17 protein-coding genes are annotated in these 14,076 nt (G+C 72.7%); 14 read left to right on the forward strand and 3 right to left on the reverse strand.

Features of this window, described 5'->3' with window-relative positions; genetic code table 11:
- Positions 1 to 71 precede the first annotated feature (71 nt).
- The 5 genes from IW256_RS07105 (at position 72) to IW256_RS07125 (ending at position 4,480) form a co-directional block, all read left to right on the forward strand.
- The gene (locus IW256_RS07105; RefSeq protein WP_197010194.1) at positions 72 to 428 is read left to right on the forward strand and encodes a hypothetical protein; all 357 of its coding nucleotides are present in this window, start codon (positions 72 to 74) and stop codon (positions 426 to 428) included.
- A 68-nt stretch (positions 429 to 496) separates the two neighbouring features.
- On the forward strand, positions 497 to 1,726 hold the full coding sequence (locus IW256_RS07110) for a hypothetical protein (RefSeq protein WP_197010195.1): 1,230 nt from the start codon (positions 497 to 499) through the stop codon (positions 1,724 to 1,726).
- A gap of 49 nt (positions 1,727 to 1,775) precedes the next feature.
- Positions 1,776 to 2,648: a crotonase/enoyl-CoA hydratase family protein gene (locus IW256_RS07115; protein WP_197010196.1), complete on the forward strand. Its 873-nt coding sequence runs from the start codon at positions 1,776 to 1,778 to the stop codon at positions 2,646 to 2,648.
- A gap of 161 nt (positions 2,649 to 2,809) precedes the next feature.
- A complete protein-coding gene (locus IW256_RS07120) occupies positions 2,810 to 3,589 on the forward strand; it encodes a polysaccharide deacetylase family protein (protein WP_307828770.1) in 780 nt (259 codons plus the stop codon).
- Positions 3,590 to 3,763: 174 nt separating this feature from the next.
- Positions 3,764 to 4,480: a hypothetical protein gene (locus IW256_RS07125; RefSeq protein WP_197010198.1), complete on the forward strand. Its 717-nt coding sequence runs from the start codon at positions 3,764 to 3,766 to the stop codon at positions 4,478 to 4,480.
- A 78-nt stretch (positions 4,481 to 4,558) separates the two neighbouring features.
- Here the strand turns inward: IW256_RS07125 and IW256_RS07130 are convergent, their stop codons facing one another.
- Entirely contained in the window at positions 4,559 to 4,813 is a 255-nt protein-coding gene (locus IW256_RS07130; RefSeq protein ID WP_197010199.1) for a putative acetyltransferase, read from the reverse strand.
- Between the two features lie 112 nt (positions 4,814 to 4,925).
- On the opposite strand from IW256_RS07130, the gene fdxA reads away from it, so the two are divergent.
- The 8 genes from fdxA to IW256_RS07170 all read left to right on the forward strand — a co-directional run bounded on the left by fdxA (position 4,926) and on the right by IW256_RS07170 (position 11,695).
- Complete coding sequence (fdxA, locus tag IW256_RS07135; protein WP_197010200.1) at positions 4,926 to 5,252, forward strand: ferredoxin; 327 nt, start codon at positions 4,926 to 4,928, stop codon at positions 5,250 to 5,252.
- Positions 5,253 to 5,377: 125 nt separating this feature from the next.
- Positions 5,378 to 6,463: a succinyldiaminopimelate transaminase gene (gene dapC, locus IW256_RS07140; protein ID WP_197016146.1), complete on the forward strand. Its 1,086-nt coding sequence runs from the start codon at positions 5,378 to 5,380 to the stop codon at positions 6,461 to 6,463.
- A 291-nt stretch (positions 6,464 to 6,754) separates the two neighbouring features.
- Complete coding sequence (locus IW256_RS07145; RefSeq protein WP_197010201.1) at positions 6,755 to 7,378, forward strand: DUF4178 domain-containing protein; 624 nt, start codon at positions 6,755 to 6,757, stop codon at positions 7,376 to 7,378.
- A gap of 5 nt (positions 7,379 to 7,383) precedes the next feature.
- On the forward strand, positions 7,384 to 7,962 hold the full coding sequence (locus tag IW256_RS07150; protein ID WP_197010202.1) for a DUF2617 family protein: 579 nt from the start codon (positions 7,384 to 7,386) through the stop codon (positions 7,960 to 7,962).
- Complete coding sequence (locus IW256_RS07155; RefSeq protein WP_307828771.1) at positions 7,959 to 8,390, forward strand: DUF4247 domain-containing protein; 432 nt, start codon at positions 7,959 to 7,961, stop codon at positions 8,388 to 8,390. Before IW256_RS07150 ends, IW256_RS07155 begins: the two co-directional genes overlap by 4 nt.
- Positions 8,387 to 9,451 (forward strand): hypothetical protein, encoded by a 1,065-nt coding sequence (locus IW256_RS07160; protein ID WP_197010203.1) that lies wholly within the window; start codon positions 8,387 to 8,389, stop codon positions 9,449 to 9,451. The genes IW256_RS07155 and IW256_RS07160 overlap by 4 nt, the downstream gene beginning before the upstream one ends.
- Positions 9,448 to 9,876, forward strand: a complete 429-nt coding sequence (locus IW256_RS07165) for a DUF350 domain-containing protein (RefSeq protein ID WP_197010204.1) — start codon at positions 9,448 to 9,450, stop codon at positions 9,874 to 9,876. The genes IW256_RS07160 and IW256_RS07165 overlap by 4 nt, the downstream gene beginning before the upstream one ends.
- A gap of 34 nt (positions 9,877 to 9,910) precedes the next feature.
- On the forward strand, positions 9,911 to 11,695 hold the full coding sequence (locus IW256_RS07170; RefSeq protein WP_231403689.1) for a polyamine aminopropyltransferase: 1,785 nt from the start codon (positions 9,911 to 9,913) through the stop codon (positions 11,693 to 11,695).
- 81 nt (positions 11,696 to 11,776) lie between these two features.
- On the opposite strand, the gene IW256_RS07175 is transcribed toward IW256_RS07170, so the two are convergent.
- Positions 11,777 to 12,499: a MerR family transcriptional regulator gene (locus IW256_RS07175; RefSeq protein WP_231403690.1), complete on the reverse strand. Its 723-nt coding sequence runs from the start codon at positions 12,497 to 12,499 to the stop codon at positions 11,777 to 11,779.
- 94 nt (positions 12,500 to 12,593) lie between these two features.
- On the opposite strand from IW256_RS07175, the gene IW256_RS07180 reads away from it, so the two are divergent.
- A complete protein-coding gene (locus IW256_RS07180; protein ID WP_197010205.1) occupies positions 12,594 to 13,736 on the forward strand; it encodes an acyl-CoA dehydrogenase family protein in 1,143 nt (380 codons plus the stop codon).
- Between the two features lie 2 nt (positions 13,737 to 13,738).
- Here IW256_RS07180 and IW256_RS42095 read toward each other — a convergent pair whose 3' ends face one another.
- Positions 13,739 to 13,867 (reverse strand): hypothetical protein, encoded by a 129-nt coding sequence (locus IW256_RS42095; RefSeq protein ID WP_269217916.1) that lies wholly within the window; start codon positions 13,865 to 13,867, stop codon positions 13,739 to 13,741.
- Positions 13,868 to 14,076 lie beyond the last annotated feature (209 nt).

A 14,076-nucleotide genomic window follows, 5' to 3' on the forward strand; every position in this document is an offset into this window, starting at 1 on the left:
GTCAACCCCCTGGGCCCGCCCTGAACCCGCGCCGGGCCCGCCCCGGTCCCGGCGCGGCGTACGGTCGGGGCATGGACGAGCGCACCCCCTCGGGCACCGAGATACGGATCGTCGGCGCGGAACTTGCGGACGGTCTGGAACTGCGCACCCGTGGCCTGGAAGGGCACGGGCTGCCGGAGTTGCGGGTCTCCGGACTGGCTCCCTATCTCGGCCAGGGATGGGCGCGGGTCCTGGCCGCCCTGGCCCGGCGGCTGGTCGAACTGGACGGCGCGGTCCCGGCCGAGGTCGACCTCGGCCCCGAGGTCACGATCGGGCTGTCCGCAGAGGAGGGCCACCTGGTCCCGGGCCCGCCGCGCGGCTTCACCGGCCCGGTGGAGGAGTGGCGGCGCGACGTCCTGCTCGCCCTCTTCCCGTCCGCCCGCACCTGACGCCCGTTTCGCGCCGAAGATCACGCTACGCTCCGAGCGTTCCGATCAGGACGTCTCTGGGAGGCGTGGTGACCTCGACCGGCCCCACCGGCCCCACCGGCCCCACCGGCCCCACCGGCCCCACCGGCCCCACCGGCCCGACCGGCCCGACCGGCCCGACCGATCCGCCGGCCCCGCCTGACACGTCCGGCACATCCGGTACGTCCGGCACGCCTGGCGCGGGCGCGGCGCCGGAGCCGCTCGTGATCCGCCCGCCGCGGCGGTCGGTGCTCTGGGCCGTCCCCGCGCTCGCCGCCGGGCTGGGCCTCATCGTCGCGGGCTGGTACCACGACGGCTTCGGCGAGGTGACGCTCTCCCTGCTCGGGGCCGGGATCTTCGCCGCCAGCGTCCGGTCCCTGCTGATCCTGCTGAAGGGGCGCACCGAGACGGGGCCGGAAGGGCTCGTCGCCCGGAAGGTACGCGACACGCGGCGCCTCGAACGGCGGCGGCTGGAACGTTTCGAAGTGGTGCCCACCCCGTTCGGGCGCAGGGTGGTCGTGGTCCTGCGAGAGCCGTGGCAGCGGTACGGGCTGGCCGCACCCAGGGAGTCCCTCTGGGCGCGCGACCCGGACTTCGAGGAGCACGTGGCCGCCCTGGCGGCGACGGTGCCCCCGGGACGCGGCGGGGACGGGTCCGGCCTGCTGCGGCGGCCCCGAGCCCTCCGCGTGGTCCATCCCCTGATCGTGCTCGCCCTCGCCGGCCTGCTCCTCTACCAGGAGAAGCCCTGGATGGAGCCATGGTGGCCGTCGAACCACGAGGCCACGGCGCTTCCCGACCCGTGCGCCGCCGTCGATGACGCCACCGCCCGGAGGCTGGTGCCCGGGACCGTCCGCACCGCCGATCCGGTGCGGCGGTCCGGCCCCTTCCTCCTGGCCCGGTGCACGTGGAACCGGCCGGAGTGGGCAGGCTCGCTGAGGGTCGAGTACACCCTGGCGTCCAGGGCCGGAAACGCATCCGGGACGGCGTCCGCCGCCCGCCGCGTGAAGCTGCCCGTGGCTCTGGGCGGCGAACCGGTCACCGGCTTCGGCGACGAGGCGTACGTCCGCGGTGACAAGGCGAGCGGCACAACGAGCGGCGCGGCGGGCGACAAGGCGGACGGCGCGGCGGGCCGGGACGGATTCGGCACGCTGGAGCTGACGGCCCGCCGCGCCAACGTGGTCGTGAAGGTGGAGTACGCGGGCGAGCACCCGGCCGGGCCCGCCCGGTCCGAGGTCGAGGCGGTGGTCCGGCGCGCGCTGGGCCGCGTGCACGCCGACTGAGCGTCCTTTCTAGGATCGGGTTCTACTTTCCGTGCGAGAAGGGGCCGCAGTGTCGTACACCGAGATCGAGTACGGGGTTCAGGACGGGATCGCCACGATCACCCTGAACCGGCCGGAACGGATGAACGCCTACACCTTCACCATGCGCGCGGAGATGCTCGACGTCCTCGACCGGATCGACGCCGACGACGACGTGCGGGCGGTGGTGGTCACCGGGGCCGGGCGGGCGTTCTGCGCGGGCGCCGACCTCGGGGGCGGCGGCGGGACGTTCGACAAGGAGCGGTCGCACGACATGTTCGCCGGGGACGACGACGTCCTGGAGGACGGCACCCCGCGCGACGGCGGCGGGACGGTCGCGCTGCGCATCGCCCGCTGCCTCAAGCCGGTCATCGGTGCCTTCAACGGCGCCGCGGTCGGCGTCGGCGTCACCGTGACGCTGCCGATGGACGTGCGGCTGGCCAGCGAGAAGGCCAGGTTCGGGTTCGTGTTCGCGCGGCGCGGGATCGTCACCGAGGCGGCCTCCAGCTGGTTCCTGCCCCGCCTGGTCGGGATCGCCCAGGCGATGGAGTGGGCCGCCACCGGCCGGGTCTTCGACGCCCAGGAGGCCCTCCGCGGCGGCCTGGTCTCGCGGGTGTACGCGCCCGGCGAGCTGCTGCCCGCCGCCTACGCGCTGGCCCGCGAGATCGCCGACAACACCTCCGCCGTCTCGGTCGCCGCGATCCGCCGCCTCATGTGGTCGGGCCTGTCGGCGCCCTCCCCGTGGGACGCGCACGTCGCCGACTCCCGGCTGATGGCCGCGCTGGGCGGGGCCGCCGACGCGAACGAGGGTGTCACCTCGTTCCTGGAGAAGCGCCCGGCGGAGTTCACCATGAAGGTCAGCCGGGACCTCCCGCCCGACGTTCCCGACTGGCCTCTCCGCTGAGGCCGCACGGCCGCGGTGCGCCGCCTCCCCTGGACGGTTCCTGGGGAGGAAGGGCGCAGTGTCCATGAAATTCCCGATGGGTGTGGATGATGAGTGCAAGGGGTATAAAACGCGCACAGTATGACGTTTAGTCGCGAGGCAACACGTTGCGGGGGTGCGTGGTGCGAAGCGGTAATCTCGCCATTCTGGTCGTGCTCGGATTGACGCTCGCCACGGCGTGCAGCGGGCAGGGAACGAAACAGCGGCAGGCCGAGAACGCGCGGCACCAGGCCGCCCTGAAGAAAGGGGCGGCCCCGCGGCAGCCCCGGATCCCGCCTCCCCGGAGGCTCGACTGCGCCCGGCTCAAGTGCGTGGCGCTGACCTTCGACGACGGTCCGGGCGACCACACCGCCCGGGTGCTGGACAGCCTCCGGGGGGTGGGGGCGCGCGCCACCTTCTTCATGCTCGGGCAGAACGTGGCCTCCTATCCCGACGTCGTCCGGCGGATGGCCTTCGAGGGTCACGAGCTCGCCAACCACACCTGGTCCCATCCGGTGCTGACGGAGCTGTCCCCGGCGGCGGTGCGCGCCCAGGTGGCCCGTACGCAGCAGGCGATCAAGGAGGCGTCCGGCGTCACGCCCACGATGTTCCGGCCGCCGTACGGGGCCACCGACGCGCGTGTGGGGCGGGCCGTGGGAATGCCGCAGATCCTCTGGAGCCTGGACAGCATGGACTGGCGCTACCGCAGCGCCAAGCGCAACGCCGACATCGGGGTGCGCAAGACCAAGCCCGGGGGCGTGGTCCTTTTCCATGACATCCATAAGACGACGGCGTCCGCCGTGCCGCGCATCCTCGCCGGGTTGAAGGAGCGCGGCTTCACCTTCGTCACCGTCACCGAACTCTTCCAGAGCAGGCGGCTGGCGCCCGGTTCCCGCTACACCGAACTCAGGGAAACGCCGTAGAAGGATAAAAGGGGCGAATTGCCCGGGGTTGTCAGGGCGAGGTGCGGGATTTCCATGAAATGCGGGCCGAAAGGCTGATTCCCCACCGGATTTCGTGAACAAGGAGCGAGCCATGGGCATCGGACAGGGGGACGGGTCCGCCGTCCGTCCACTGGTTCGCGATCTGGAGGATCCGTGGAGCACCTCGCGTTCACCGCGCCCGGCCTGACGCCCGCCCCCGGCCCGCCCGGCGAGCCCGCCGCCGCGCCACCGGATCAGGCCGCGCGGGCCCCCGGGTCACGGGCCCCCGAGTCACGGGCCCCCGAGTCACAGGCCCCCGGGTCACGGGCGGCGGAGTCGCGGGCGGCGGAGTTCCGGCCGCCCCGCGTCACCCGCCGCGAACGTGCCCGCCTCTGGACGGTCGCCGCCCTGGGCGTGACCAGCGGCTCGTTCGCCCTCTGGATGGGGGTGGACGGACCCGCCGTGGCGCTGGCCCTCCTGCCGTTCTGCGGTCCCGCCCTGGTGGCGGGCCTCGTCCTGCTCGATCTCCGGAGCGCCACCCGGGTGGGGCCGGCGGGGATCCACGACACGCGGTTCGGGGTCACGCGCAGCACGGCCTGGCATCGGACCGCCGGGTTCGAGGTGCGCCGCACTCCTTCCGGGCGCCTGATCCGCGTGCTCCGCCGCGACGGCAGGCCCCTCACCCTCGCCGCGCCGGCGGACCGGACGCTGGCGCGCGACCACGCCTTCGCGGAACGGCTGGACACGCTCCAGGTCCTCGCGGCCGCCTACCGGCACGCGCCCCTGGGCGTACGGGTCAGGACGGCACGGGGCATCCGTCCCCGCACGGTGCCGCCGATCGTTCTCGCGCTGCTGCCGCCCCTGGCGGGCGCCTGCTCGCCCTGGCTCTGACCCTCGCGGAGACTCCGCGCCACGCCCGGCCGGACAGAGAGTGCCCGGACACGGCGTCCGGACACGGCGTGGCGGGGCTCAGCCGCCCGTACGGGGGCGGCGCGGCGGCGGCTGCGGCGGGACGACCTTGGCCGCGACCATGCTCGGCTCGGCGACTTCGGCCACTTCACCGGTGCGCCGCCGGATCAGGAGCCGCCCGTCCGACCACGATTCGAGCACGCCCACCACGTCGCTGTACTCTCCCGTTGGCAGGCGGCGGCGCAGCGAGATCCGCTGACCCACGTCGGCCGGTGTGATGGACACGACCAGCCGCGCGGCGAAGTGGCCGGACATCTGAGGACCCCCGTGTCGAGTCGACTGAGCCGTGATGGCAATACTATTCACAGCGAGCGTGCGGTGAGCCGTGACGTGCGGCGGGGCCGGTAACCCGAGAGGAGTCACGAACGTGACCTACGTCATCGCGCAGCCCTGCGTGGACCTGCTCGACAAGGCATGCATCGAGGAATGCCCGGTCGACTGCATCTACGAGGGGAAGCGCCAGCTCTACATTCACCCGGACGAGTGCGTCGACTGTGGTGCGTGCGAGCCGGTTTGCCCGGTCGAGGCCATCTATTACGAGGATGACGTCCCCGACCAGTGGAAGGACTTCTACAAGGTCAACGTGGAGTTCTTCGACGACCTCGGTTCGCCGGGCGGCGCCTCCAAGGTGGGCAAGATCGACAAGGACCACCCGATCGTCGCCGCGCTGCCGCCGCAGGAGCACGACGAATAAGGTCCTCCGGGGCGCGTGGGCTTTTTCCCGCTCACCAGGGTTGCGTAACCTCGAGGCCGTGGCCTTCTCACGTCGGAGGCCACGGCCTTAGGGCTGTCTGAGGGCTGTGTCGAGGAGGGGTGGGTTTGTTCACGCTGCCGGATTTCCCGTGGGACCGGGTGCAGCCGTACCGGGAGCGCGCCGCCCGCCACCCCGGCGGCGTCGCCGACCTGTCGATCGGCACCCCGGTCGACCCCACCCCCGAGTTCGTGCGCGCCGCGCTGGCGGCGGCGGCCGACGCGCCCGGCTACCCGGCGACGTACGGCACGCCCCGGCTGCGCGAGGCGGTCGCGGGCTGGCTGCGGCGCCGGCTGGGCGTCGCCGGGGCCGACCCGGACGCCGTGCTCCCCGTGATCGGCAGCAAGGAACTGGTGGCCTGGCTGCCCACCCTGCTGGGCGCGGGCCCGGGTGACCGGGTGGTCTTCCCGGAGCTGGCCTACCCGACCTACGACGTGGGGGCCCGGCTGGCCGGGGCCGAGCCGGTGGCCACCGACGGGCTGCTGGCGCTGGGGCCGGTGACGCCCAAGATCGTGTGGGTCAACTCGCCGTCCAACCCGACCGGCAAGGTGCTGCCCGCCGAGCACCTGCGCAAGGTGGTCGCCTGGGCGCGCGAGCGCGGCGCGATCGTGGTCAGCGACGAGTGCTACCTGGAGTTCGGCTGGGACCCCGCCCGCCCGCCGATCTCGGTCCTGCACCCGGACGTCTGCGAGGGCTCCCACGAGGGCCTGCTGGCGGTCAACTCCCTTTCCAAGCGCTCCAACATGGCCGGCTACCGTGCCGGGGTCGTCATGGGCGACCCGGTGCTGGTGAAGCGGATGCTGGAGGTCCGCAAGCACGCCGGGATGATCGTTCCGGCGCCGGTCCAGGCCGCCATGACGGTGGCCTTCGAGGACGACGCGCACGTCGACGAGCAGCGCGCCCGGTACGCCCGGCGGCGGGAGGTCCTGCGCGCCGCGTTCGAGCGCCACGGCTTCCGGATCGACCACTCCGAGGCGTCGCTGTATCTGTGGGCCACCCGCGACGAGCCGTGCTGGGACACCGTCGGGCATCTGGCCGACCTGGGCATCATCGTCGGCCCCGGCGAGTTCTACGGACCGGCTGGCGGGCGCCACGTCCGGATCTCCTTCACCGCGACCGACGAGCGCGTGGCCGCCGCCGCCGAGCGGCTCTGAGCCGCCCCTCCGGCCCGTCCGCCCCTCCGGCCCGTCCGCCCCTCCGGCCCGTCCGGCGTGCTTCCGGCCCGCTTCCTGCGGGCATCCGCCGTCCACCGGCCCGTACGGCCCGTACGGTCCGTACGGACCGGGTGGCGGCCCGGCGCGCCCGGACAAGGTTCCCGTGAAACCGTGGAACCGGTGTGACAAGGGTGACGTCCGAGACGCGAATGGTCTTTTCCTCCTGATCTCGGTTAGGATCCGCGCGTTGCCGAACGTCACCCGAATTGCCATGTTCCGCTGGAGGTGCCCATGGACGGGCGAGTGATCTCCGTCCTGCTGGCGCTCATCCTGTGCGCTCTGATCGCCGTCATCGTGCTGCTGGTCCGGCGCCGTCCGTCCGCCGCCGCGCAGGCGCCCGCCCCGGCCGCGCCGCGCGATCCGTTCGCCCCCGAGGACCAGGTGGCCGGCGATCCCCGGGCGCTCAAGGCGGGCGACATGGTCGAGTACCTCGGCACGCGGTACTTCGTGCGCGGATCGCTGCGGCTGCGCGAGGGCGGGTTCACCTGGAGCGAGCACCTGCTCGACGCCGACACGCCCGCGCAGGGGGAGAGCACCAAGGTCTGGATCTCCGTCGAGGAGGACCCCGACCTGGAGGTCGTCTGGTGGACCGAGCGGGAGGTCGGCGACCTGCGGCCGGACCGCAGGACCCTGACGCTGGACGGCGTGGAGTACCGGCGCGACGAGCACGGCACCGCCGACTACGCGGGTGAGGGCACCACCGGCGTCGGCACCGAGGGCCGGGTCGAGTACGTCGACTACGAGGGCCCCGGCGGCCGGTACCTGTCGTTCGAACGGTTCGGCGGCGGCCCCTGGGAGGCCGGGACCGGCGAGCGCGTGCCCAACGGCACCCTGACGATCTACCCCGGAAGCTGAACGCCTTGCTCGCCTCCCTCGACACCCCCTACGCGGACACGCGCGCCGACGCGCTGTCGTTCGCCCTCGGGCTGCCCAGGCTGGACGCGCTGGCGGTGCTGGCCGTGCCGCCCGCCCGGCCCGGCGGCCCCGCCGTGGAGCTGCGCCTGCTCGGCGCCTCCCACCAGGTGTTCGCCGGCTCGTTCAGCGAGACCGTGGCCTGCCTGCCCGGCGACCCGCGGCCGGTGCCCGGCCGGATGCGCGCGAACGCGGGCGGCTGGGCCTACGACTTCAGCGCGGCCACGGAGGCGCACGACGGCGACGGGCCGTTCCGCCGGGCCGTGGCCGAGCTGCGCGACCGGCTCGCCGGCCGCGCCGACGCGCTGACCGGGACCTTCCCCGGCTCCCCGTACGCGATCACCGCGCTGGCGCTGGCCCGCGACGGCGAACCGTACGAACCGTTCGTGGCGGACGAGGTCCGCACACCCCCCGCCGGGCCCGCCGCCCCGCCGTCCGCGCCGTGGACCGGCTGGCAGACCTGGCACGCCTACCCCCAGACCCGGGAGATCGTCATGACGCGGAGCCGGCTGGTGAGGGCGCTGTGAGCGGCAAGCGCGGCCGGCGCGACCTGACCGGCACCTGGATCGGGTCCATCATCCTCGTCTCGTTCGGGGTGGTGGTCCTGCTGGTCACGCTGCTCGGCGGCCGGACCTCACCGCGCGGATGGATCACCGACAACTACACCCGGGTCTCGGCCGGCACCTACAGCTCCCCGCACGCCCCGCTCGCGGTCGCCGGGCAGATCGCCAACCGGTACCGGACGAGCGAGCGGGTGTACACGCCCAACGGCGTGTTCCTGCGCTACCGCAACGTGGTCGTCGGGGTGCTCCCCGAGGGACGCGGCTCCCGGATCACCCTCGACACCCCTGAACGCGGCTACGCGCGCTACCACACGTGGGTCGGCGGTAACTGGGGCGGCCCGGGCGGCCGGGCCTCGACCTTCCGCGGCGGCGGACCAGGGGAGGGCAAGTGAGCGGGGCCGGGAGCGGGAAGAAGAGCGGCGCGCAGGCTCCGAAGGCGGCCGGCGGCGGTTCCTCCAAGGCGGGCTGCGGGTTCCTGGTCGGGATCTTCCTGCTCGTGTTCGTCCTGCCGGTGCTGTGGGGCATGTACGACGAGGGTGTCTTCGACGGTGACGACAGGAGCGTCGAGACGGCGCCCGTCTTCGGCCCCCGGGACGCCGGGCGGCTGGTCGAGCAGCTCTCCACCGCCGCCAAGGCCCAGGGCGTGTGCTACGGATGGGTGGTCGACTCCGGCCGCTACCGCACGATCCCGAAGGTGATCCCGTCCTACAGCGGCACCTTCCGTCCTGAGACGCCCGTCCCGGCACCGTCCACGCCGGTCGCGGCCACCACCGCGCCGAGGACGCCGCGGCCGGGCGTGACGCCGGCGCCGCGCGGCACGGCGACCGGCCCGCGCTCGCCGGAGGCCACCGGCCGTCCCGTGCCGCGCACCACCCGTCCCGTGCCGCGTACGACCCGGGCCACGCCGCGGCCCACCGAGTCCGACCCGCTGGAGCAGCTCAAGCGGATCGAGATCGAACGGGAACTGCGGGACCTGGACGACCCCGGCGTCGAGTACGGCTCGAACCTCGGCGTGGGCGTCGACCCGCGCCAGGTGCCCGCGCAATGCCCGCGGTGGGTGGTGCTGACGGCCGACTACTTCTACTCCTCATCGGACCAGGAGTGGACGTACGGGTCGTTCGACTTCGACAGCAGCTTCCGGCTGAGCTCGGGCGCGGACGACGAGTTCAAGCGGATGCTCGCGCAGAGCGACTCGGACGGGATCCACGGCGACCATCCGATCGCCCGCCTCGCGGACGCGATCGGCGGCATGCCGATGCTCGTGGCCGAGAAGGGGCTGGCCCCGCCGGTCCCGGCGCCCGCCGCCCAGCAGGCGCCGCCGGCCGGCGACCGCCTCTCCGCGTCGAACACCGGACGCAACATCTTCGTGGGAATCGGGATCGCCCTGATCGCGGGCGGGGTGGCCTGGATCGGCATCGCCGCCGTACGGAACCGGAGGAGCAGCAGCTCATGATCAACGACATCCTCCAGGAGAGCGGCGCGGCGCTCGCCTACGGCGCGGTGGGCATCGGGCTGATGGCCCTGGGCTACCTGGTGGTGGAGGTGACCACGCCGGGCAACCTGGGGCAGCAGATCTGGACCGACCGCAACCGGGGCGCCGCGCTGGTGCTGGCCGCCAAGCTGCTGGGCGTCGGGATCATCGTCACCACGGCCATCCTGAGCAGCGAGGACGACCTGGGCGCCGGGCTGCTGAGCACGATGACCTACGGTGTGCTGGGGATCGTGCTGATGACCGTCGCGTTCTACATGCTCGACCTCCTCACGCCCGGCAAGCTCGGCGCGACCGTGGTGGACGCGCGGGAGCTGCACCCGTCCTGCTGGGTGGTCGGCGCCGCCGACCTGGGCACCGCCGCGATCGTGGCCGCCGCCATCTCCTGAGCACGGCTCGGGACCGTACCGGGGGAGGTCCCTCATGGCAGAGAGCCCGCCGCCGGCGGTGACCGCCGCCGAGCGGGAGCCCACCGAGCGGGAGGCCACCGAGCGGGAGGCCACCGAGCGGGAGGCCACCGAGCGGGAGGCCACCGAGCGGGAGGCCACCGAGCGGGAGGCCACCGAGCGGGAGGCCACCGAGCGGGAGGCCACCGAGCGGGGGGACGGCGGGCGTGAGGCCGCCGGGCACGAGGCCGGCGGGCGCGCGCAGGAACCGCTGCGGCTCCCGGCGCGCGCCGCCCGCTCCCTCGTGCTCGCGGCCGTCTTCACCTGCGCCGCCTGCGGCCTGGTGTACGAACTGGCCCTGGTCGCGCTCGGCAGCTACCTGGTCGGCAACTCCGTCACCCAGGCGTCGATCGTCCTGTCGGTGATGGTCTTCGCGATGGGGATCGGCTCGCTGGCGGCCAAGCCGCTGCAACGCCACCCCGTCGCCGCGTTCGCCCTGGTGGAGGGCCTCCTCGCGTTGCTGGGCGGCCTGTCGGTCCTCATCCTGTACGCCGCGTTCGCGTGGCTGGACCTGTACGTCCCCGCCCTGGTCGTGGTGGCGTTCGGGGTGGGCTCGCTGATCGGCGCGGAGATCCCGCTGCTGATGACCCTGCTCCAGCGGATCAGGCGGCAGGACGCGGGCAGCGCCGTCGCCGACCTGTTCGCCGCCGACTACGTGGGGGCCCTGATCGGCGGTTTGGCCTTCCCGTTCTTCCTGCTGCCGCTGTTCGGGCACATCAAGGGCGCGCTGCTGGTCGGCGCGGTGAACGCGGTCGCCGGGATCGCGGTGGTGCTGTGGCTGTTCCGCCACCAGATCGGCCGCCGCGCCAGGATCGCGCTGTGGGCGGGCATGGCGGCCGTGCTGGCCGTGCTCGGCGGCACCTACGCCCTGGCCGACGGCTTCGAGATCTCCGCCCGCCAGGCGCTCTACCGGGACCCCATCGCCCTCGCCGAGCGGACCCCGTACCAGGAGATCGTGCTCACCAGGAAGGTCGCGCTGTCGGGCCGCCCCGACCTGAGGCTCTTCCTGAACGGCGACCTGCAGTTCTCGTCCGTCGACGAGTACCGCTACCACGAGGCCCTGGTCCACCCCGCGATGGCGGGAGCGCGCGGCGACGTGCTCGTCCTCGGCGGCGGGGACGGCCTGGCGCTGCGCGAGGTCCTGCGCTACCCGGACGTGCGCAGCGCCACCCTGGTCGAGCTGGATCCCGCGATGACCGAACTGGCCCGTACCCACCGGGAGATCGCCGGCCTCAACCGGCACGCCTTCGACGACCCCCGGGTCACGACGGTCAACGCCGACGCGTTCTCCTGGCTCCGCACGGCCGCGCGGCGCTACGACTCGATCATCGTGGACATGCCCGACCCGGACGACGTCGCCACCGCCAAGCTGTACTCGGTGGAGTTCTACGGGCTGGTCAAGCGGGCCCTGGCGCCGGGCGGCCGGATGGTCGTCCAGTCCGGCTCCCCCTACTTCGCCCCCCGGTCGTTCTGGTGCATCGAGAAGACCATCCGCGAGGCGGGGATGGCCACCGTCCCGTACCACGTGGACGTGCCCAGCTTCGGCGACTGGGGCTACGTGCTCGCCACACCCGAGCCCGGCCCGCCCCCCAAGCTGGAGCTGGCCCCGTCCGTTCCCGCCGGGCTGCGCTTCCTGGACGCCGACGTGCTGCGCTCCGCCGCCGTCTTCGGCAAGGACCTCCGCCACCGCGACGTCCAGGCCAACACCCTCGTCCACCCGAGGCTCGTCGAGTACGAGAACGAGGAGTGGAAGGACGCCTGACCGCCGCCTTGCACACGCCCGCACGTTGACTTGCGGCAAGTTGCTCCCTCCACCGCCGTCAAGGCGACAACTCGCCGCAAGTCAACGCGCACCCTCATCCCCTGGCACCGACCTGCGGATCGCCCGGTCCACGGCGCGCTGGAACGACCCGACCAGCGACTGGAGCATCAGCGGCTTGAGCTTGACGGCCAGCTCCAGCAGCCGCTCGCGCTCCTCGGGCGGCCGGCCGCGTTCCCGGTAGGGGCGCACCACCGTGTCCTGGAAGACCCGCTGGAGCTCCTCGGCCAGCTCGGTGGTGTGCCGTTCGATCGACTCGTGCGCGGCCACCAGGGCGTCCAGCGGCATGGCCGACAGCTCCGCGGCCATGCCCAGCAGGGCCGGGCTGATCACCCGGACGCCGCCGTCCCCGTTCTCCTCGACCACCCCGAGCGCCGCCAGCTTCATCACCGCCTCGTCGTCGAGACGGCGGCCCACCCGGCGGTCCAGCTCGTGCCGGTCGAGGTCCTCGGCCTCCTCAGGCGCCCACGGGGACAGCAGGGCGCGCTGGAGGGCCAGGTCCTCGGGGGAGGCGCCGGCCGGGATCCGTTCCAGGTGGCGCTCGATCGCCGCCAGCGTGAGGCCGAGCGCCTGGAGTTCCCGTACGAGCTCCAGCCGGGCCAGGTGGGCGGGCCCGTACAGCCCGGTACGGCCGCGCAGCCGGGGCGGGGGGAGCAGGCCGCGGGCGGTGTAGAACCGCACCGTCCGCACCGTGAGCCCGGCACGCCCGGCCAGCTCGTCGACCGTCATCCGCTCGGCCGCTGCCATGGGGCCCCCTCGCTGTGACGTGCCCGAAAGATGTGACAGCACCAGTGTTACATTAAGCATGTATCAGGACTTACTTACTCAGGGAGCCCGGCGAATGGCGCGCGAGATCTTCACCGAGGAGCACGAGGCGTTCCGCGACATGGTGCGGTCCTTCATCGAGAAGGAGATCGCCCCGTACCACGAGCAGTGGGAGCGGGACGGCATCGTGTCCCGCGACGTCTGGCTGGCCGCGGGCCGGCAGGGGCTGCTCGGCATCGAGGTGCCCGAGGAGTACGGGGGCGGCGGCCAGAGCGACTACCGCTACTACGTGGTCATGAACGAGGAGTTCGCCCGGGCGAACGTGAGCGGTCCCGGCTTCTCGGTGCACAACGACATCAACGGGTCCTACCTGCTGAAGCTGTGCAACGAGGAGCAGAAGCGGCGCTGGCTGCCCGGCTACTGCTCCGGCGAGATCATCACCGGCATCGCGATGACCGAGCCCGCCGCCGGGTCCGACCTCCAGGGCATCAAGACCACCGCCGTCAAGGACGGCGACGACTACGTCCTGAACGGCTCCAAGACCTTCATCTCCAACGGCATCCTCTCCGACCTGGTGATCGTGGTCGCCAAGACCGACCCGTCCGCCGGCGCCAAGGGCGTCAGCCTCCTGGTCGTCGAGCGCGGCATGGAGGGCTTCGAGCGCGGCCGCAACCTCGACAAGGTCGGCATGCACGCCCAGGACACCGCCGAGCTGTTCTTCGACAACGTGCGCGTCCCCAAGGCCAACCTCCTCGGCGAGGAGGGCATGGGCTTCATCTACCTGATGCAGAACCTGGCCCGCGAGCGGCTGTCCATCGGCGTCACCGCCCAGGCCGGCGCCGAGACCGCGTTCGAGCAGACCCTGGAGTACTGCAAGACCCGCGAGGCGTTCGGCCGCCCGATCGGCAAGTTCCAGCACAACCGGTTCACGCTGGCCGAGATGAAGACCGAGCTGACCGTCACCCGCGCGTTCACCGACGACTGCATCGCCAAGGAGAGCCGGGGCGAGCTGAGCGCCGAAGAGGCCGCGATGCTCAAGTACTGGAACACCGAGCTGCTCAAGCGGGTCGTCGACCGGTGCGTCCAGCTGCACGGCGGCTACGGCTACATGACCGAGTACCCGATCGCCAAGGCGTACCAGGACGTGCGCATCCAGACCATCTTCGGCGGCACCACCGAGATCATGAAGGAGATCATCGGCCGCTCCCTCGGCGTCTGAGCTCACCGATTCTGCGCGGCCTGCAGGACGGCGACGCACAACGCCATGCACAGGCCGAAGGCCGCGCCGCCGGCGAGGAACGACTCGGGCACTCCCAGCCCGGCGGCGCGGCTGAGCATTCCGGTGACCATGGCGACGATGGTCGAGAAGAGCGCGGAGATCAGCAGCCAGTGAAGGTGGGTGTCGCACTGCCGTGAAGCTTTTTCGTGCCGGGCAGAGACTGCAATTTCGCAGGTAAGAATCGCTGCTTCGAGCGTTGGTCGTAGGCGCAGGGCAGGGAAAGGCAGTTCGGCGGAAGTGTCTGGCCATCGGCCAACTGAAGAAGGGTTATGGAGGATTC

It is taken from the genome of Actinomadura viridis, assembly GCF_015751755.1.
In the GTDB taxonomy this organism is placed as follows: Bacteria; Actinomycetota; Actinomycetes; order Streptosporangiales; family Streptosporangiaceae; genus Spirillospora; species Spirillospora viridis.